The sequence below is a fragment of the Caballeronia sp. LZ032 genome, assembly GCF_031451315.1.
Classification (GTDB): Bacteria; Pseudomonadota; Gammaproteobacteria; order Burkholderiales; family Burkholderiaceae; genus Caballeronia.
On the sequence record NZ_JARUXP010000001.1, the window covers coordinates 1,451,324 to 1,470,320 of the forward strand.

The following is an 18,997-nucleotide window of genomic DNA, read 5'->3' on the forward strand; positions in this document are numbered from 1 at the left end:
CCACCCCCCGTTGATACTTTTCTACGGCGCCCTACAAACCCGCGGTGTGGCCCCCCCCGCTCGTCCCCCCCCACGGCGGTTTTGCCATGCGGCCCAAGCGACGGGCCGCGATGGAAGGGGATCAGAACTTGAGGCGCGAGATCTTCGTGCCTTGCAGCGACACGTCTGCCATCAGGCCGGCGTTCGTCAGCACGATGGCTTCGACCGGCTTGGTGGCCGTGGTGGTGTCGATCACGCCGTTCGCGCCCATCTTCACGAGTGCGACGGAGGCGTCCGCGCCTGCCGACCAGCCGTCCGAGTTGCGGAATTTGTCGAGCGCATCCTGCGTCATGAACAGGAAGATCAGCGCCTTCGACTGCGCGCCGGCCTGCAGGCCGAACGAGCCGGACGTCGTGCTGTAGTAGCCGACGCTGCTGCCGCCCACGCGCAGCGCACCCTTGCCGTACTGGGCGCCGACGATGAAACCTGCCTGCAGGACTTGCGGGAACACGAGAACGCCGCGCGCCTTCGCAACCAGCTCACGCGAGCCGCCGACGGTGGCATACAGGCGCTGGATGGTGGCATCGACATCGGAGTCGATGGAGCGGCGCGCGTCCGCCGCGCCTGCGGACTGTTCAGCGCCCGAGTTGGTGTTGGTCGTGCAGCCGGCAAGCGCAAGGCCTCCCAGCGCCAGAACAGCGGTGGACTTGAGCATGAAGTTTCGTCTTTGCATCATTGTTCTCCATCGTGAAATGTGGAAACCCCATAGAGCGGGAGGGTGAAGCACACAAGTTATAGCACGGCCGCAAACCGGCACGGTTCTCCGTGCACAGGCCGAAACCTTGTCGGACGCGGGTTTTCAGGTTTTGCAAAATTGGGTTAAAGCTTTCCCGAAGGCCTTGCTCGCTCCGAATTCGCTTTCCTGTCCCCGTTCCAGCGTCGCAAATCACGCACATCGCCCGTCGTATCGCGACTGTAAGCTCGCGCTGGACGATGTTTCGACCAGCGGAATGCAAGGCGGAGCTTTCGCCCGAATGATGCCTTGCAAGCGAGCATTAATTTCGCGATGCCGCCGCGCGATGGTGCGACAAGACCGCATCAAGCAGTAGCAACGACCGTACCCGACCTGTATTCAGGAAGTAGTCGTCGTTTTTACTTTTGTGGAAGCAACGCTTGCTGGCGCTGCCGGGGAAGTGTCCGAAGGTTTTGCCGACGCGCTCGGCGGCCGCCGCAACGCGCGCCTGATGCCGCCAATCAGCACTCCGAGGACAAGAAGAAAGGCTGCCGGAACGATCCAGTAGCCGACGAAAGCATGCCAGAGATAGTCGGCCAGCGTGGCCTTGCGATGCGCGTACTCATCGAGCGCTTCCTGGTGCTTGCCGGCATTGGCGGCGAGGATGTCGGCGGGACAGCCGGCCGCGCGCGCCTCGTCGGGCGCGCCGTGGCAGCGGGCCGCGGCGCCGGCCGCGCGCTGCGCGTCGGTCAGTTCCCAGGTGGAGAGGGCCTTTTGAAGATCGACGCTGTTGTAGGCCATCTCTTCGTGCACTTCATTGACCGCGACGATCAGCACCGGCACGAACCAGAACGTGATTGCCACGAGCCAGCGCCGGAACCAGCGGTTCTTGTGTCTCCATGCCATCCAAAGCCTCCATGCGGGGCTTGCGCTCCGCTCGAAACGGCGGCGGCCGATGGCTTCTGCTTGTATGGGTGAGGGGGCCGCCTCGCGCCATCTTATGAGAAAAAGACGACGGTGCGAATCACGAGCTTGGGTGCAGTGCAATAACGGCGCGTATCGAGCGTAAATAGGTGAGGCGCCGGCGGGAAGCGAAATGGCCGCGCGGGAAGCGCGGCTCGGTGGACGGTGTTGTCCTGATCAGCCCTTGTTGCTGAGACAGCTCTTCATGAACGTCTTGCGGTCGTCGCCTTTCTTGCCGGACGCCTGCTGGTTGCACGCGGTCATCTTCTGCTGCTGCGTCATCGGCGCGGAAGCGGCGGCGGGCGCGGCGGACAGACAGCTCTTCATGAAGGCCTTGCGGTCGTCGCCTTTCTTGTCGCCTGCCTGCTTGTTGCAGTCGCCCATCTTGGTCTGCTGGCTGTTCGCAGCGAAGGCCGCGTTGGCGCCGAAGGCAAGGCTCAGCGCGGCAAGGACGGCGGCGACGGCGGTGGTTCGAATAGTCATGAGATGCTCCCTGATCTGATTGACGGTTATTCTTCGACGACTCGTTCTCTGACACGGTGTCCAGCCCGCGCATTATGGCAAACCGAATTTGAACCGTGTATGGCATAAGGTGAAATCAGGAGACGCGCGCGGCGAACCGACGGGCATGCGGCTTGCCACCTTGCAGATGACTTTCATCAAGCGCAGCAAAGGCAATCAGTCGCAAAGTGTCCGATCTTGTTCAATCGCGGCGCACCTGAAAAACAGCCGACGTATGATCGTGCCGACCGCACTCATCCAGGAGACGAATCATGTCCACGCCGCTTTCCGACCATTACAAGGGCTTCGAGATCAAGGTGCAGGCGTTGCGCCGCGCGAAGGACCGTGATGAACCGGACGACGGCCCGCGTCACTTCGACATCGTGGTGACGATCGCGCGCAGCGCGCATGGCGACAGCGGGCGCTCGGTCATCTTCGGCGTGCCGGACCAGGAGCCGTTCGAGAGCCCGATCGATGCCACCCGCGCGGGCATCGACTACGCGCGCGACATCATCGACGACAAGGTCGAGGGCCAGTCGGTCAAGGATCTCTGAAGACGGGTCTCCAGCCTGACGCTTCACACAAGGCCGGCGCAATGGCGCGTCGGCGCGCGAACGCACGTTCTACACGTAAGCCCGATTGACCTCACGCGCCTCTGCAACGAGAATCGACGGCGAGCAAACGTTGCAACCGTCGCCGAGCGCGTTGAATCGGGCCTGTGCGTACATTCTCCTTTCACGTCCTGCGCGCGGTTCATGACGTCATGCTCGCGTTCGCTGCTGCGTTCGCCGCTTCACGCTCAAACCAGACAAACCAGAACAAAGCACTGGAGATCCGCATGAACCGAACCCTTCGCCGGCGTGTCCTGTCGGCTGCCGTCGCGCTCGCTGTCTGTTCCGTCCTGCCGTTTGCATCCACTTCAGCGTTCGCGCAGGCGGCGGCCAAGCCGAAGGTCGCGCTCGTCATGAAGTCGCTCGCCAACGAGTTCTTCCTGACCATGGAAAACGGCGCGAAGGACTATCAGGCCCACAACCCCGCCAAGTTCGATCTCATCACCAACGGCATCAAGGACGAGACCGACACCGCCGCGCAGATCCGCATCATCGAGCAGATGATCGTCTCCAAGGTGAACGCGATCGTCGTCGCGCCGGCGGATTCGAAGGCGCTCGTGCCGGTCATCAAGAAGGCGACGGATGCGGGCATCATCGTGGTCAACATCGACAACCGGCTCGACCCCGACGTGCTCAAGTCGAAGGACCTGAACGTGCCGTTCGTCGGCCCGGACAACCGCAAGGGCGCGCGCAAGGTCGGCGACTATCTGGCGCAACGCCTCAAGAAGGGCGATGAAGTGGCGATCATCGAAGGCGTGACCACCACGACGAACTCGCAGATGCGCAGCGCCGGCTTCAAGGACGCGATGGACGCGGGCGGCATGAAGATCGTCGCGCTGCAATCGGGTGAGTGGGAAATCGACAAGGGCAATGCCGTCGCCGGGCAGATCCTGAATGCGAACCCCAACGTCAAGGCGCTGCTCGCCGACAACGACAACATGGCGATCGGCGCAGTCTCCGCGATCCGCGCGGCGGGCAAGGCCGGCAAGGTGCAGGTGGTGGGCTTCGACAACATCGGCGCGATCAAGCCGATGCTCAAGGACGGCCGCGTGCTCGCCACCGCCGACCAGTACGCGGCGAAGCAGGCGGTGTTCGGCATCGACGTCGCGCTGAAGGCGATCGCCGAGCACAAGAAGCAGTCGGAACTGTCGCAGGTGGTGGAGACGCCCGTCGATCTCGTGACGAAGTGACGCGATTTCGTCGGCGGCGAAACGGCTGCGGCAGCGCCGTTTCGCGTTCAGTTGGATCCAACATCGGCCTCAAGTTTGCCGCCGCGGTGCCGATATGTGTCAGGCGAACGTGCCTTCAGACTGCGCGCGGCGTGCCTGAGGAGCGACACGCGAACCGCGCGGAACGTCGAGCGAAGATGCACAGCGAAGCCTGGAAGCAGTCATGAGCCCATCCAACGACGCAAGCGGCATGAGCGGCACAAGCGACGCGAACGTGCTGACGGTGACGGGCATCGGCAAGACCTATGTCGAGCCGGTGCTGGCGGACGTCTCGCTGTCGCTCAACGCGGGCGAGGTGCTCGCGCTGACCGGCGAGAACGGTGCGGGCAAGAGCACGCTGTCGAAGATCATCGGCGGACTCACCGATCCGACCACCGGCACCATGACCCTCGCGGGCCAGCCCTACGCGCCGCGCAGCCGCTCCGACGCCGAAGCGCTCGGCGTGCGCATGGTGATGCAGGAGCTGAACCTGCTGCCCACTTTGTCGGTTGCCGAGAACCTGTTCCTGAACCGCTTGCCGCGCAAGGGCGGCTTCGGCTGGATCGACCGGCGCACGCTCGCGCAGGACGCGCGGCACGCGATGGCGCAGGTCGGGCTCGATGCCATCGATCCGGACACGCTGGTCGGGAGCCTGGGCATCGGTCATCAGCAGATGGTGGAGATCGCGCGCAATCTGATCGGCGATTGCCGCGTGCTGATCCTCGACGAACCCACCGCGATGCTTACCGCGCGCGAAGTCGATCTGCTGTTCGAGCAGGTCGAGCGGCTCAAGGCGCGCGGCGTCGCGCTCGTGTATATCTCGCACCGGCTGGAAGAATTGCGGCGCATTGCCGAGCGCGCCGCCGTGCTGCGCGACGGCCGTCTCGTGCACCTTGGCCCGATGGCCGAGCTGACCAGCGACCGGCTCGTCACGCTGATGGTCGGACGCGAGATCGGCGAGCGCATCGATCTGGGCGAGCGGCGCATCGGCGACGTCGCGCTGAAAGTGGAAGGCATGTCGCGCGGGACCGTGGTGCGCGACGTGTCGTTCCAAGTGCGCGCCGGCGAAATTTTCGGCGTGAGCGGTCTGATCGGCGCGGGGCGGACGGAACTGATGCGCCTCATCTACGGCGCGGATCGCGCGGACGCGGGCCAGGTGTCGGTGGCGCGGGCCGGGCAGCCGCTGCGGCGCGTGAACGTGCAGTCGCCGTCGGATGCGGTGAAGGCGGGCATCGCGCTGATCACGGAGGACCGCAAGGGCGAGGGGCTGCTGCTGAGCCTGCCCATCGCCGCGAACGTTTCACTGGGCAATCTCGGCGCGGTGGCGCGTCACGGCGTGGTCGACACGCGCCGGGAAGCGGCCCTCGCGCAACGCCAGATCGAGGCGATGCGCATCCGCACGTCGGGTCCGGCCCAGGCGGTGTCGGAGCTGTCGGGCGGCAATCAGCAGAAGGTCGTGATCGGCCGCTGGCTGGCGCGCGACTGCCCGGTGCTGCTGTTCGACGAACCGACCCGCGGCATCGACGTTGGCGCCAAGTTCGACATCTACGGCCTGATGGGTGCGCTGACGCGCGAAGGCCGGACGCTGGTCGTGGTGTCGAGCGACCTGCGCGAACTGATGCTGATCTGCGACCGGATCGGCGTCATGTCGGCGGGACGCATGACGGGCGTGTTCGAACGCGCGACCTGGTCGCAGGACGCGCTGCTGGCGGCGGCGTTCTCCGGCTACGCGCGGCGCGAGGCGCTGCTGCAGGAGCCGATCGCGCCCGACGCGAAGGCGCCCGAAGACAACGTGGAGCATTGAATGAGCGAAGCGAACCTTCCAGCCGATGCACCGAAGAGCACGAAAGGCGTCGGCACGCGGCTGGGGCTGTCGAATTACCTGGGTCTGGCGGGTGCGCTCGCCGCGATGATCGCGCTGTTTTCGGTGCTGAGTTCGCATTTCCTGACCTACGACACGTTCAGCACGATTGCCAACCAGATTCCGGATCTGGTCGTGATGTCGGTGGGCATGACCTTCGTGCTGATCATCGCGAGCATCGACCTTTCGGTGGGCTCGGTGCTGGCGCTGGGCGCGTCGGTGGTCAGCGTGGCCGCGCTCAAATGGCACTGGCCGGCGATTCCGGCTGCGCTGATCGGGCTCGCGGCCGCCGCGCTGACGGGCGCGGTGACCGGACTCGTGACCGTGGCATGGCGGATTCCGTCGTTCATCGTGTCGCTCGGCGTGCTGGAAGGCGCGCGCGGACTGGCCTATCAGATGACGAACTCGCGCACGGCGTACATTGGCGATGCGTTCGATTTCCTGTCGAATCCGATCGCCTTCGGCATCTCGCCGGCGTTCCTGATTGCGGTCGCCGTGATGATAATTGCGCATCTGGTCTTGACCCGGACGGTTTTTGGCCGATATCTCGTAGGGATAGGCACGAATGAAGAGGCCGTGCGGCTCGCCGGCGTCAATCCACGGCCTTACAAGGTGATCGTGTTCGCGCTGATGGGCGCCTTGTCGGGCCTGGCGGCGCTGTTCCAGATCTCGCGTCTGGAAGCCGCCGATCCGAACGCGGGCGCCGGTGTGGAACTGCAGGTGATCGCGGCGGTGGTGATCGGCGGCACGAGCCTGATGGGCGGGCGCGGCTCGGTCATCAGCACCTTTTTCGGCGTGTTGATCATCTCGGTGCTCGCGGCGGGACTGGCGCAAATCGGCGCGAACGAGCCGACCAAGCGCATCATTACGGGCGCGGTGATCGTGGTGGCGGTGGTGCTCGACACCTATCGCAGCCGCCGCAAGCGCGTTTGAAGCAAGGCAAAGGCAGGTAAAGTCAGGCAGCAGGACGGCGACGGCGCGCGCTCCGCACGGGGTGGAGAAGCGGCCCTGGCCGGAAACGGCAGCACCGGCGCGAGCAAACGTGCGCGTAGTCAGGCACGCGGCGCCGGCGAAGTGACGGAAAGCAGGCAGGGCGCGGGGAAGCAGTGCGGCGCAGGCAGCAGAAGCAGTCTTGGAAACAGCCGGCGCCGCCCGCCTTACGACCAATAAGAGAGCAGTTGGACCAAAGCAAAGCGAAGGACGATGTATGGCGACGATCAAAGACGTGGCAGCCATTGCCGGGGTGTCGTTCACGACGGTATCCCACGTAGTGAACAATTCACGGCCGGTTTCGGCCGACGTGCGGGCGAAGGTGGAGCGGGCGATCCGTGAGCTGGATTACGTGCCGTCGGCGGTGGCGCGCTCGCTGAAGGCGCGTTCGACGGCGACCATCGGCCTGCTCGTGCCGAACGCGACGAATCCGTATTTCGCGGAACTCGCGCGCGGCGTCGAGGACGGCTGCGCGAAGAACGGCTATTGCGTGTTCTTCTGCAATTCCGACGACGACCCCGCGAAGCAGCGCAGCTATCTGCGCGTCCTGCAGGAAAAGCGCATCGACGGCCTGGTGATCGCTTCGGCGGGCGAGGATTCGGTGCTGGCGCAATGTCTGGCGGGCGCGCGCGAGCCGCTCGTGATCGTCGATCGCAACATCGAGGGGGTGCAGGCGGACCTCGTCCAGATCGATCACGAAAAAGGCGCGTATATCGCGACCCGGCATCTGCTGCAGCTCGGGCATTCGGAAATCGGCTGCATTACCGGGCCCGTGCAGACCGCCGTGTCCGCCATGCGCCTGCACGGCTTCATCCGCGCGATGGCCGAACGCGGCATCGAAATCGAGCCGCACGCCATCCAGCAGAGCGACTTTTCGGCGACCGGCGGTTATGCTGCCGCATCGCAGTTGTTCGACCGCATGAAGCCGACGGCGATCTTCGCGTGCAACGACATGATGGGCATCGGCGCGCTGCGGGCGGCGGCCGAACGTCACATCAACGTGCCGACGGACTGCTCGATCATCGGCTTCGACGATGTCGAGCTGTCGCGCTACACGTACCCGGCGCTGTCGACGGTCGGGCAATCGGTCCGCGCGCTCGGCGAGATGGCCGCGCAGACGCTGATCGAACGCATCACGGGCAAGCTCACCGGTACGACGCGCCGCCGCGTGGTGCCGCCGCGCCTGGTGCGCCGCGAATCGACGGCCGTGGTGCCGGAATCGCGCAGCGTCCGGGCCTGATCCAGCCGGCCACGCCGGTCAACCAGGGAAGCATGATGGGCGAAAGCGCCAACGCAGGCGATACGAACAAGACCGGGCGCGTGACCGTGGTCGGCAGTCTCAACATGGATCTCGTGGCGCGCGCGCCGCGTCTGCCGAAGCCCGGCGAGACGCTCGCCGGCCACGCGTTCGCGCAGGTGGCCGGCGGCAAGGGCGGCAATCAGGCGGTCGCCGCGGCGCGCCTGGGTGCGCAGGTCGCGATGATCGGCTGCGTCGGCGATGATCCGAACGGCGCGATCCTGAAACAGAGCCTCGAGGCGGAAGGCATCGATTGCAGCGCGCTCGCGACGAGCGCCGAGGCATCGACGGGCGTGGCGCTGATCGTCGTCGACGATGCCAGCCAGAACGCCATCGTCATCGTGGCCGGCAGCAACGCGCTCGTGACGCCGGCGAGCATCGAGGCGCAGGAGCAGCTGATTGCCGGGGCGGACCTGATCGTGTGCCAGCTCGAAACGCCGCTCGAGACCGTGCGCGCCGCGCTGGCCGCCGGCCGTCGTCTTGGCCGCACGACCATCCTCAATCCGGCGCCCGCCGCCCGCAAGCTGCCGCCCGACTGGTTTCCGCTGATCGACTATCTGATTCCGAACGAACACGAGGCCGCCACGCTCTCGGGCGTCGCGGTCAACTCGCCGGAAGACGCGCGCCGCGCCGCCCAGACGCTGAAGGCGAAGGGCGCGCGCAACGTGATCGTGACGCTCGGTTCGGAAGGCGTGCTCGCGCTGCTGGACGGCGAGGACGAAGCGGGTGTCCATCTCGCTTCGCCGCGCGTCGAGGCGATCGACACCACCGCCGCCGGCGATACCTTCATCGGCGGTTTTGCAGCCGAACTGGCGCGCGGCACAGCGGTGCGCGACGCGGTCGCCTTCGGTCAGCGCGCCGCGGCGATTGCGGTAACGCGCGAGGGCGCGCAGCCATCGATACCGCATCGCAGCGAAATTTCCGCATAATTCTTCAGTATCCGCTGAAAAATGGCGCGTTTGACGCGCCATTTTGTTTTTTGACGAAACAATCTCCTCAAGTGGTCGCGCGTTGACGCCGTTTACGTCTGGAACGGTCAAGAGGGCGCGCATCGGCCGCGCGCGCTTCCCGGGCGCAGCGGCCACCCCGCACGCACCCGCCGTCAAGCGGCCGGGCAAACCGCTCTCGAGCGGCACGGGGATCACTCAATGAAACAGGGTTTGACGATCAAGGCGCGCCTCGGCATCGCGATGGCGTTTCTGGGCGCTTTGCTGATCGCGATCGGCGCGCTGGGGCTCATCGGCATGAGCCACTCGAACGGCGCGTTCCTCGCCACCTACTCGGTGCAGATGCCTGCCGCTATCGCCGTCGGCAATGCGGAAATGTACGCGGCGCGCGAACGTCTCGTGTTCGACCGCGCCGCGCTGCTCGCAGGCACACCGGAAGTGGCGTCCACCGTCGAACGATCGCGCCTGATGCGCGACCGTGCCGACGCCTACTGGATGCAATACACCTCGCTGCCGCTCTCACCGGGAGAAAAACGTCTCGCCGACGCCGCGCAGGACAAGCGTCTGGCGCTGCAAGGCATCGTCGATCGCGGCGTGGCGGCCGTCATGGCGAACGATCACGACGCCATCATCGCCAGCGCCAAGGCGATGCAGGCCACCTACAACGAACTCGCCACAGCCAACGAAGCCCTGCGCGCATTCCTCACCGAATCCTCGAAGCTGAGTTACGAAGCCGCGCAGAACCGCTTCCTGTGGTTCCGCGCGCTGAGCCTGAGCGCGCTTGCGCTCGGCGTCGCGGCGGCCGGGTTCGCGTGGGTATCGCTGCGACGCGCGATCGCGCGGCCGCTGGAAGCCGCGCTCGGCCATTTCGACGCCATCGCCGCCGGCGATTTGCGGCGCGAGGTCGTCGTGACGTCGCGCGATGAAATGGGCCAGTTGCTCGAAGGGCTCGCCAGAATGCGCGCCAGCCTGCTCGACACGGTGCGCAGCGTGCGCTCGGGCAGCGAGTCGATCGCCTCCGCCACGCAGCAAATCGCGGCGGGCAATACGGATCTGTCCTCGCGCACCGAGGAACAGGCGTCCGCGCTGCAGGAAACCGCGTCCAGCATGGAAGAGCTCACCGGAACGGTACGCCAGAACGCCGACAACGCACGCCAGGCAAGCGCGCTCGCGGCGAACGCGTCGGCGATCGCGGGCAAGGGCAGCGCGGTCGTGACCCAGGTGGTCGACACGATGCGCGAGATCAACGGCAGCTCGTCGAAGATCGCGGACATCATCACGATCATCGAAGGCATCGCGTTCCAGACCAACATCCTGGCCCTGAACGCTGCGGTCGAAGCGGCGCGCGCCGGCGAGGAAGGCCGCGGCTTCGCGGTGGTCGCGGGCGAGGTTCGCAATCTGGCGCAGCGCTCGTCGGCGGCCGCGAAGGAAATCAAGGAACTCATCGACACCTCCGTCGCGCGGGTCGAGACCGGCTCCGCGCTCGTCGACGAAGCCGGCCGCACGATGGCCGAGATCAGCGGCGCGGTGCAGCGCGTGACCGACATCATGGGCGAGATCGCGGCGGCGTCGCAGGAGCAGTCGAGCGGGATCGAGCAGGTGTCGCGCGCGGTTACCCAGATGGACGAGGTGACGCAGCAGAATGCCGCGCTCGTCGAGGAAGCGGCGGCCGCGGCGCAGTCGCTGGAAGATCAGGCCGCGCGCCTGCGACAGGCCGTGGCGGTCTTTCAGTTGGCGGAAGGCGCGCCGCTTGCTGCTCATCCGACGTTTGCCGCGCCGCGCACCAGGATGGTGACGCCGCCCGTGTCGAAGCCTGCGGCGAAGTCCGTACCGATGGCAGCCCCGGTGCGCAAGGCAAAGATCACGGCCGATACGGCCGGCGACTGGGAGACGTTCTGACGTTCCGACCTTGGCCGGAGCCGGCGCCTCGGGACATCGCGTCACGCGCCAGCCATGTCGAACCGGTAACCCGTACACTGGTGAGCATGCGTGACCGCCCATAACGAGGATACCGACATGACCGGATCGACACTCGCTGCGAAGCTTGCGGAAGCCCGCCGCCGGCATCGGCTGATCGAGGTGCTGGAGCCCGCCGACATTCCCGCCGACGCGCCCACCGCCTATGCCATCCAGCACGAGATGCTGCGCGAGACGGAAGCACGCATCGGCGCCTGGAAGATCGGCGCGCGTGCGCCGGACGCGCTCGCCAACGGCGCGCCCATCGATGCCGCGCTGGTCCACGCATCGCCGGCCCGGCTGCCGTTCGAGTCGTTCTTCCGCGTGCTGGTCGAACTCGAGATCGCGTTTCGCTTCGCCTATTCGCTGCCGGCACGCAGCGAACCCTATACGCGTGAGGAAGTCATGGCGGCCATCGGCGGGATCGCAGTGGCGCTCGAAGTCGTCGACAGCCGCTTCACGCAGTGGCCCAATCTCGACCCGCTCGCGCAGCTCGCCGATTCGCAGAACAACGGCGCGCTCGTGGTCTCGGCAATGGAGCCTTACGACGTCATCGCACCCAGCTTCGACTTTCTTGCACCGCGCATCGAACTCACGCTCGACGGCATGTCGATTGCGCCCGCGGCACTTGGCAATCCGGCGGGCGATCCGCGCGAACTGCTGCTCTGGCTCGTCAACCATTGCTCGCGCATGGGTTTGACGGTCGAGCCGTTCTGGACCATCACGACGGGCTCGTACACGGGCGCCTATCGCGTCGATGGACCGGCGATGCTGCATGGCTCGATCGACCGCATCGGCGAGCTCGAACTGGTGCTCGCATGAAGCGCTTCAACAGCGGGCAATCACCCTGCAAGCGGAACGGTTATCGCGAACATTGCAGGTTTTGCATCCGCGCGCAGCGACGCTGCGTAAGTGATGGGAGATGCGTAGGACACGGCTGAAAAAGGATGGCGGAGAAGCGCGGTGACGATGTACGAAAGAGCGCGGGGAAGCGAACAGGCAGGGGGCATGTCGAGCAAGAGGATAGGCACATGCGCGACATTGGGATGATGATTGTAGGTGAACGAAAATGACTCACCAAGCTAGGAATTCTGCGAAGCAAATGAACAACGCAAGTGCGTGAAAAAAAATTCGAAAGGGTTTAGGATGATTTCAAGCGATGTCGTTTCGATTACGCGCGTTGCGCACGGCATAGCTTTCTGACTTCGGCGAGGAGGTAGCATGGATATCTACAGCAGTTTCGCGACCCGCTTCGAAAAAACACGCGAGGAGGAGTTCTCGCTCGAAGAATATCTCGCGCTCTGCAAAGATGATCCTGCCACATATGCAACAGCGGGCGAACGCATGTTGACGGCCATCGGGGAACCGGAAATGGTCGACACTCGCCTCGACCCGCGTTTATCGCGTGTGTTTGCAAACAAGGTCATCAAGGTGTACCCGGCGTTCCGCGAGTTCTACGGAATGGAAGAAGTGATCGAGAACGTCGTGTCGTATTTCCGGCACGCGGCCCAGGGTCTGGAAGAGAAGAAGCAGATCCTGTATCTGCTGGGTCCGGTGGGCGGCGGCAAGTCGTCAATCGCCGAACGACTGAAGCAGCTCATGGAACGGGTCCCGTTCTATTCCATCAAGGGTTCGCCCGTCAATGAATCGCCGCTGGGCCTGTTCGACTACGACGAAGACGGCCCGGTGCTCGAAGAGCAGTACGGCATCCCGCGCCGCTACCTGAAGAGCATCCTGTCGCCGTGGGCCGTCAAGCGCCTGCACGAGTACAACGGCGACATCCGCAAGTTCCGCGTGGTGCGCCGCTATCCGTCCATCCTTCGCCAAATCGGCATCGCCAAGACCGAGCCGGGCGATGAAAACAATCAGGACATCTCGTCGCTCGTCGGCAAGGTGGATATCCGCAAGCTCGAGACCTATTCGCAGGACGACGCCGACGCATACAGCTATTCGGGCGGCCTGTGCCTCGCCAATCAGGGCCTGCTCGAATTCGTCGAAATGTTCAAGGCGCCGATCAAGGTGCTGCACCCGCTGCTGACCGCCACCCAGGAAGGCAACTTCAAGGGCACGGAAGGCTTCGGTGCGATCCCGTTCGACGGCGTCATCCTCGCTCACTCGAACGAGTCGGAGTGGAAGGCGTTCCGCAACAACAAGAACAACGAAGCACTGCTCGACCGGATCTTCGTCGTCAAGGTGCCGTACTGCCTGCGCTACGGCGAAGAGATCAAGATCTACGAGAAGCTGCTGCGCAATTCGTCCCTCGCCGAGGCGGTCTGCGCACCGGGCACGCTCAAGATGATGTCGCAGATGGCCGTGCTCACGCGTCTGCACGAGCCGGAGAATTCGAGCCTGTTCTCGAAGATGCAGGTCTATGACGGCGAGAATCTGAAGGACACGGATCCGAAGGCGAAGTCGTATCAGGAGTATCGCGACTATGCGGGCGTCGACGAAGGCATGACCGGCGTCTCCACCCGGTTCGCGTTCAAGATCCTGTCGCGCGTCTTCAACTTCGATTCGTCCGAGGTCGCGGCCAATCCGGTGCACCTGATGTACGTGCTGGAGCAGCAGATCGAACGCGAGCAGTTCCCGCCGGAAACGGAGCAGAAGTACCTGTCGTTCATCAAGGACGTGCTGGCGTCACGCTACGCCGAGTTCATCGGCAAGGAGATTCAGACTGCTTATCTCGAATCGTATTCGGAGTATGGACAGAACATCTTCGACCGCTATGTGACCTATGCCGACTTCTGGATCCAGGACCAGGAGTTCCGCGATCACGACACCGGCGAGAGCTTCGACCGCGCGGCGCTGAATGCCGAACTGGAGAAGATCGAAAAGCCGGCGGGCATCAGCAACCCGAAGGACTTCCGCAACGAAATCGTGAACTTCGTCCTGCGCGCGCGTGCGGCGAATGGCGGCAAGAATCCCGCGTGGATCAGCTACGAGAAACTGCGCGTCGTGATCGAGAAGAAGATGTTCTCCAACACGGAGGAACTGCTGCCGGTCATCTCGTTCAATGCGAAAGGCTCGGCCGAAGAGCAGCGCAAGCACGAGGACTTCGTCAATCGCATGGTCGCCAAGGGTTACACGCCGAAGCAGGTGCGCCTCTTGTGCGACTGGTATCTGCGCGTGCGCAAGTCGTCATGATGTAAGGCAGGAAGGCGCGCGCCAGTCAGGTGGACGGGGGCGCGCCGATTGGCCGGAACGGGCGCCTGCGTCCGCTTCCGGTCCCGCGCAGCGCGGGAGTTATGATGTCACTGGCCGTACGGGCGTGAAGCTTGCGCCGGCCGCTCAGTGGACAGTTTGCGAGTCAGAGACGCTGCGACCGTTGGAAGGCTCACGCAGCGCCTCGCCATCTCGCCCATTACGCGGGAGACTGGATGTGCTGCACCAAATCATCGACCGCAGGTTAGCCGGCAAGAACAAGAGCATCGCCAATCGCGAGCGCTTTCTGCGACGCGTCAAGAGTTACATTCGCCGCGCGGTATCCGACGCGGTGCGCGATCGCAGTATCAAAGACATTCAAAGCACCCAGAGCATCACCATTCCCAAGAAGGACATCTCCGAGCCGTCGTTCCGTCATGGACCGGGCGGCAAGCGCGAGTACGTCCATCCGGGCAACGCCGACTACATTCGCGGCGACAAGATTCCCCGTCCGCCGGGCGGCGCGGGCGGCGGCGGCAAGAGCGCCAGCAACGAGGGCGAAGGGCAGGACGACTTCGTTTTCGAGCTCTCGCGCGAAGAGTTCATGCAGTACTTCTTCGACGATCTCGAACTGCCGCGCCTCGTCAAGACCCAGTTGCTCGCCGTGCCCACCTGGAAAAACGTGCGCGCGGGCTGGGCGGCGGAAGGCACGCCGAACAACATCGACGTGGTGCGCTCGCTGCGCAGCGCGCTGGGCCGTCGCATCGCGCTCGGCTTTCCGCTCTCGGCGCAGTTGCGCGAGATGGAGCGCCAGCTGGAGCAACTGAAGGAAGAGAAGGGCGACAAGGAAGAGATCGCGCGGCTCGAAGCGGAGATCGTGATCCTGCAGGGCCGGATCACGCGCATTCCGTTCATCGATCCCTTCGATCTGCGCTACATCAACCGCGTGAAGCAGCCGACGCCGTCGAGCAAGGCCGTCATGTTCTGCCTGATGGACGTGTCCGGCTCGATGGACGAGCAGCGCAAGGACCTGTCGAAGCGCTTCTTCATCCTGCTGTATCTGTTCCTGCAGCGGAACTACGAGAAGATCGAGGTCGTGTTCATCCGGCACCATACGCGCGCCGAGGAGGTGGACGAAGACACCTTCTTCCATTCCACCGAAAGCGGCGGCACCGTGGTGTCGAGTGCGCTCGAACTCATGAAGAAGATCATGGACGAACGCTATTCGCCGTCCGAATGGAACATCTACGGGGCGCAGGCCTCCGACGGCGACAACTGGACCGACGACTCGCCGAAGTGCCGCAAGCTGCTGGCCGAAGACATCCTGCCGAAGGTACGGTATTTTGCCTATATTCAAGTTGCGCCAGAGGAGCAGAATCTCTGGCTGGAATATGCCCAGCTCGCGCTCGGAGCGCCCGAACTGGCCATGAAGAAGGTGGACTCGGCCGCGGATATCTACCCGGTGTTCCGCGAACTGTTCGAGAAGCAGCAGGCCGCGGCGTAAGCCGCGGCAGCACGCGAATCGAGTCGCGCGGTTCGGCGGGAAGGCACGGACGATCGTGTTGCGATCGTGTCGTTTTCCGGCCGGACCCAGCGCCTGGCAACGCAACGCGTCCGCGGCGACGCACGAGGAAAGCAGGATGAATGTTGCAGAGAAACGGCGGCCGCTGCCGTGCCCGTCTGACTGGAGCGTCGAGCTGATCGAGGAATACGACGCCGAAATCTCCCGCGTCGCCAATCGCTACGGGCTCGACACTTATCCCATCCAGCTGGAAATCATCAGCTCCGAGCAGATGATGGACGCGTATGCGTCCGTCGGCATGCCGGTGAACTATCGGCACTGGTCGTTCGGCAAGCACTTTCTCTCGACCGAGAAAGGCTATCGGCGCGGGCAGATGGGCCTCGCGTACGAAATCGTCATCAATTCGAATCCCTGCATCGCGTATCTCATGGAAGAAAACACCATGACGATGCAGGCGCTCGTGATCGCGCATGCCGCCTACGGGCACAACTCCTTCTTCAAGGGCAATTACCTGTTCCGTCTGTGGACGGACGCGCACGCAATCATCGACTACCTCGTGTACGCGAAGAATTACATCGCGGAATGCGAGGAACGTTTCGGGCTGGACCGGGTGGAAGAACTGCTGGATTCATGTCATGCGCTGATGAACTACGGCGTGGACCGCTACAAGCGTCCGCAGAAGCTTTCGCTGGCGAAGGAAGCCGCGATGCGGCGCGAGCGCGAGGCGTATTTGCAATCGCAGGTCAACGAACTCTGGCGCACGCTGCCGAAAGGTAAAGAACCGACCGCCGAGGAAAGCGAGAGCCGTTATCCGCCCGAGCCGCAGGAAAACCTGCTCTACTTCGCGGAGAAAAACGCACCGCTGCTGGAGCCGTGGGAGCGGGAAGTGATCCGCATCGTTCGCAAGGTGGGGCAGTATTTTTATCCGCAGCGGCAGACGCAGGTCATGAACGAGGGCTGGGCGACGTTCTGGCACTACACGCTGCTCAACACGCTCTACAACGAAGGCCGTCTCGAGGACGGCTTCATGATGGAGTTCCTGCATTCGCATTCGAACGTGGTGTATCAGCCGCCGGTGACGAAGCCTTATTACAGCGGCATCAATCCGTACGCACTGGGTTTTTCGATGATGAGCGACATTCGCCGCATCTGCGAAAACCCCACCGACGAAGACCGCGAGTGGTTCCCGGAACTGGCCGGCAGCGACTGGCTGGAATCGCTGCACTACGCGATGCGCAATTTCAAGGACGAGAGCTTTATCGCGCAGTATCTGTCGCCGCATCTGATTCGCGAAATGCGTCTGTTCGCGATTCTCGATGACGACATGCGCGATGCGCTCGAAGTGTCCGCCATTCACGATGGCAGCGGCTATCGTTATGTGCGGCAGGCGCTGTCGAGGCAGTACGACATTCACCACCGCGAGCCGAACATCCAGGTGTATTCGGTGAATACGCGCGGCGACCGGAGTCTGACGCTGCGGCATTTCATGACCGATAACCGCCATCTGTCCAACGACAGCGACGAAGTGCTCAAGCACATGGCGCGCTTGTGGCAATTCGACGTGTATCTGGAAAGCGTCGATGAGAACGGGACGGTGAGGAAGCGGTTCGAGTGCCGGTATGTGGCGCCGGAGGGGCGCTGAGAAAGGGTGGTGGCACGATCTCGATGACAGCCGGCCTTACTTGGGTAAGGCCGGTTTTTTATTTGGGAGTTGCGGAAAACCTCTTTTCAGTGAAATTCGGAAAAAACGGATAAACACAGCCAGCCACCGCAGCGACAATCTGCGCATATCGGCCCGGGATGATTCAAGACGATCCGGTTCAGTGTGAGAACTCAACTTGCCGCAAGCAGGACTGCCTCACCGCCAAGGCCGCTGAAAGCGAGTCGAAGCTGGCCAACGCCGAGCGTGATGCTGCCCGGGCTCTGTCGCGATGGGATGAAGACGATCGCTACATTCGAACCGCTCAGGAGAATCTCGCGCGGGCAAACCGCGCCTTCAGGCAATATCGCACGGCACAATGCGGGCTGATCGCGTCCCTCAGCGGCGGCGCAGCCGGCAACGCTCACGACATCGGGCAACTGTCATGCGTGGCGTCCCTCAACACCGCACGCGCCGATGACCTTCGCCACACAATCTCCCGACTGCCGCTGAGCTAATCGGTGCCTACGCCCCCGCCTCATCCTGCGAGAACAGATCCCAGGCGGCCATGAACAGCGCCGCGACCAGCGGCCCGATGACAAAGCCATTGATCCCGAACAACGCCATCCCGCCCAGCGTGGAAATGAGCACGACCCAGTCGGGCATCTTGGTGTCCTTGCCGACCAGGATCGGCCGCAGCACGTTGTCCACGAGCCCGATCACGACGACGCAGAACACCACGAGGATCAATCCCTTGACGACCTGTCCGGTCATGAAGAAATAAATCGCCGCCGGCGCCCACACGATTGCCGCGCCGACCGCCGGCAACAGCGAGAGAAACGCCATCAGCACGCCCCACAGCAGCGAGCCGCTGATGCCCAGGATCCAGAAGATCAGCCCACCCAGCAAACCCTGCACCGCCGCCACGGCGATATTGCCTTTCACGGTCGCGCGCACAACCGTTGTGAACTTGGCGATCAGATGCTGCTTCGGCTCGGCATCGAGCGGAATGGCGCGACGGATGCGCCGGGCGATCTCACCGCCGTCGCGCAGCAGGAAGAACACCAGGTACAGCATCACGCCGAAGCTCACGACGAACTGGAACGTGTTCTGCCCGATCGACAGCGCCTGTGCCGCCGCGAACTGGCTGATCTGGGTCGCGCCTTCCATGAGCTTGCGCTGCACGCCGACGATATCGTCCAGCCCGAAGCGCCCGAGCAGTTGCTGCGCCGACACCGGCAGTGCATGCAGCACATGCTGGAAGTACAGCCCGAAATTGAGATCGCCGCTCTTGATGCGCCCATAGACCAGCGCGATTTCCTGCACCAGCGTCACCATCACGACCGCCAGTGGAATGATCACGATCAGAATGGCGGCGGCGAGCGTCGTGAGCGCGGCGAGGTTGCGCCGCTTGCCGAAGCGGGCGGCGAGATAGCGCTGCATGGGCTGGAACAGGATCGCGAGAATCGCCCCCCAGAAAATGGCGCCGAAAAACGGCAACAACACCCAGGCGAGCGCCACCGTGACGAAGAACAGCAGGATGTGGAAGAAGTTCTGGTGAGTCGTGTGATTGTTCATTCGCGAGCGTGTGACCGAAGGGCAGGGCGATTGTGCCAAAAGGCATGCGGTAAGCAAGAAACGGGCCACAC

Annotated in this window: 16 protein-coding genes; 12 read left to right on the top strand and 4 right to left on the bottom strand. The window is 63.9% G+C overall.

Annotated elements, in window-relative coordinates; translation table 11 throughout:
* Nucleotides 1–121 precede the first annotated feature (121 nt).
* The 3 genes from QCE69_RS06805 to QCE69_RS06815 form a co-directional block, all read right to left on the bottom strand.
* On the bottom strand, nt 122–712 hold the full coding sequence (locus tag QCE69_RS06805; protein ID WP_309811509.1) for a YSC84-related protein: 591 nt from the start codon (nt 710–712) through the stop codon (nt 122–124).
* 399 nt (nt 713–1,111) lie between these two features.
* Nucleotides 1,112–1,618 carry a hypothetical protein gene (locus QCE69_RS06810; protein WP_309931587.1) on the bottom strand — a complete coding sequence of 169 codons (507 nt, stop codon included), beginning with the start codon at nt 1,616–1,618 and terminating at the stop codon, nt 1,112–1,114.
* 234 nt (nt 1,619–1,852) lie between these two features.
* Nucleotides 1,853–2,158: a PsiF family protein gene (locus tag QCE69_RS06815; protein WP_309930025.1), complete on the bottom strand. Its 306-nt coding sequence runs from the start codon at nt 2,156–2,158 to the stop codon at nt 1,853–1,855.
* Nucleotides 2,159–2,448: 290 nt separating this feature from the next.
* Here QCE69_RS06815 and QCE69_RS06820 point away from each other — a divergent pair, with 290 nt between their 5' ends.
* From QCE69_RS06820 to QCE69_RS06875, 12 genes are all read left to right on the top strand, one after another.
* The gene (locus tag QCE69_RS06820; protein ID WP_309930027.1) at nt 2,449–2,730 is read left to right on the top strand and encodes a hypothetical protein; all 282 of its coding nucleotides are present in this window, start codon (nt 2,449–2,451) and stop codon (nt 2,728–2,730) included.
* 284 nt (nt 2,731–3,014) lie between these two features.
* The gene (locus QCE69_RS06825) at nt 3,015–3,977 is read left to right on the top strand and encodes a sugar ABC transporter substrate-binding protein (RefSeq protein WP_309916082.1); all 963 of its coding nucleotides are present in this window, start codon (nt 3,015–3,017) and stop codon (nt 3,975–3,977) included.
* 229 nt (nt 3,978–4,206) lie between these two features.
* A complete protein-coding gene (locus QCE69_RS06830; protein WP_309919696.1) occupies nt 4,207–5,799 on the top strand; it encodes a sugar ABC transporter ATP-binding protein in 1,593 nt (530 codons plus the stop codon).
* Nucleotides 5,800–6,789, top strand: a complete 990-nt coding sequence (locus QCE69_RS06835) for an ABC transporter permease (protein ID WP_309808271.1) — start codon at nt 5,800–5,802, stop codon at nt 6,787–6,789.
* Nucleotides 6,790–7,063: 274 nt separating this feature from the next.
* Nucleotides 7,064–8,086 (top strand): LacI family DNA-binding transcriptional regulator, encoded by a 1,023-nt coding sequence (locus QCE69_RS06840; RefSeq protein WP_309901097.1) that lies wholly within the window; start codon nt 7,064–7,066, stop codon nt 8,084–8,086.
* Nucleotides 8,087–8,121: 35 nt separating this feature from the next.
* On the top strand, nt 8,122–9,072 hold the full coding sequence (gene rbsK / locus QCE69_RS06845) for a ribokinase (protein WP_409021198.1): 951 nt from the start codon (nt 8,122–8,124) through the stop codon (nt 9,070–9,072).
* A gap of 219 nt (nt 9,073–9,291) precedes the next feature.
* Complete coding sequence (locus QCE69_RS06850; RefSeq protein WP_309930033.1) at nt 9,292–10,989, top strand: methyl-accepting chemotaxis protein; 1,698 nt, start codon at nt 9,292–9,294, stop codon at nt 10,987–10,989.
* 117 nt (nt 10,990–11,106) lie between these two features.
* Nucleotides 11,107–11,868 carry a fumarylacetoacetate hydrolase family protein gene (locus tag QCE69_RS06855; RefSeq protein WP_309930034.1) on the top strand — a complete coding sequence of 254 codons (762 nt, stop codon included), beginning with the start codon at nt 11,107–11,109 and terminating at the stop codon, nt 11,866–11,868.
* 399 nt (nt 11,869–12,267) lie between these two features.
* Nucleotides 12,268–14,190 (top strand): PrkA family serine protein kinase, encoded by a 1,923-nt coding sequence (locus tag QCE69_RS06860; RefSeq protein WP_309808274.1) that lies wholly within the window; start codon nt 12,268–12,270, stop codon nt 14,188–14,190.
* Between the two features lie 235 nt (nt 14,191–14,425).
* Nucleotides 14,426–15,691, top strand: coding sequence for a YeaH/YhbH family protein (locus tag QCE69_RS06865; RefSeq protein ID WP_309808276.1), 1,266 nt, complete (start codon nt 14,426–14,428; stop codon nt 15,689–15,691).
* A gap of 136 nt (nt 15,692–15,827) precedes the next feature.
* Entirely contained in the window at nt 15,828–17,351 is a 1,524-nt protein-coding gene (locus QCE69_RS06870) for a SpoVR family protein (protein ID WP_309916091.1), read from the top strand.
* A 158-nt stretch (nt 17,352–17,509) separates the two neighbouring features.
* Nucleotides 17,510–17,866: a lysozyme inhibitor LprI family protein gene (locus QCE69_RS06875; RefSeq protein ID WP_309916094.1), complete on the top strand. Its 357-nt coding sequence runs from the start codon at nt 17,510–17,512 to the stop codon at nt 17,864–17,866.
* Nucleotides 17,867–17,873: 7 nt separating this feature from the next.
* On the opposite strand, the gene QCE69_RS06880 is transcribed toward QCE69_RS06875, so the two are convergent.
* Nucleotides 17,874–18,926 (bottom strand): AI-2E family transporter, encoded by a 1,053-nt coding sequence (locus tag QCE69_RS06880; RefSeq protein WP_309916097.1) that lies wholly within the window; start codon nt 18,924–18,926, stop codon nt 17,874–17,876.
* Between the last annotated feature and the right edge of the window lie 71 nt (nt 18,927–18,997).

Bases quoted from the DNA above. Each gene is read 5' to 3' on its own strand.
- QCE69_RS06805 (WP_309811509.1), bottom strand. From the start codon at position 712: ATGCAAAGACGAAACTTCATGCTCAAGTCCACCGCTGTTCTGGCGCTG.
- QCE69_RS06810 (WP_309931587.1), bottom strand. From the start codon at position 1,618: ATGGCATGGAGACACAAGAACCGCTGGTTCCGGCGCTGGCTCGTGGCA.
- QCE69_RS06815 (WP_309930025.1), bottom strand. From the start codon at position 2,158: ATGACTATTCGAACCACCGCCGTCGCCGCCGTCCTTGCCGCGCTGAGC.
- QCE69_RS06820 (WP_309930027.1), top strand. From the start codon at position 2,449: ATGTCCACGCCGCTTTCCGACCATTACAAGGGCTTCGAGATCAAGGTG.
- QCE69_RS06825 (WP_309916082.1), top strand. From the start codon at position 3,015: ATGAACCGAACCCTTCGCCGGCGTGTCCTGTCGGCTGCCGTCGCGCTC.
- QCE69_RS06830 (WP_309919696.1), top strand. From the start codon at position 4,207: ATGAGCGGCACAAGCGACGCGAACGTGCTGACGGTGACGGGCATCGGC.
- QCE69_RS06835 (WP_309808271.1), top strand. From the start codon at position 5,800: ATGAGCGAAGCGAACCTTCCAGCCGATGCACCGAAGAGCACGAAAGGC.
- QCE69_RS06840 (WP_309901097.1), top strand. From the start codon at position 7,064: ATGGCGACGATCAAAGACGTGGCAGCCATTGCCGGGGTGTCGTTCACG.
- rbsK (WP_409021198.1), top strand. From the start codon at position 8,122: ATGGGCGAAAGCGCCAACGCAGGCGATACGAACAAGACCGGGCGCGTG.
- QCE69_RS06850 (WP_309930033.1), top strand. From the start codon at position 9,292: ATGAAACAGGGTTTGACGATCAAGGCGCGCCTCGGCATCGCGATGGCG.
- QCE69_RS06855 (WP_309930034.1), top strand. From the start codon at position 11,107: ATGACCGGATCGACACTCGCTGCGAAGCTTGCGGAAGCCCGCCGCCGG.
- QCE69_RS06860 (WP_309808274.1), top strand. From the start codon at position 12,268: ATGGATATCTACAGCAGTTTCGCGACCCGCTTCGAAAAAACACGCGAG.
- QCE69_RS06870 (WP_309916091.1), top strand. From the start codon at position 15,828: ATGAATGTTGCAGAGAAACGGCGGCCGCTGCCGTGCCCGTCTGACTGG.
- QCE69_RS06875 (WP_309916094.1), top strand. From the start codon at position 17,510: ATGATTCAAGACGATCCGGTTCAGTGTGAGAACTCAACTTGCCGCAAG.
- QCE69_RS06880 (WP_309916097.1), bottom strand. From the start codon at position 18,926: ATGAACAATCACACGACTCACCAGAACTTCTTCCACATCCTGCTGTTC.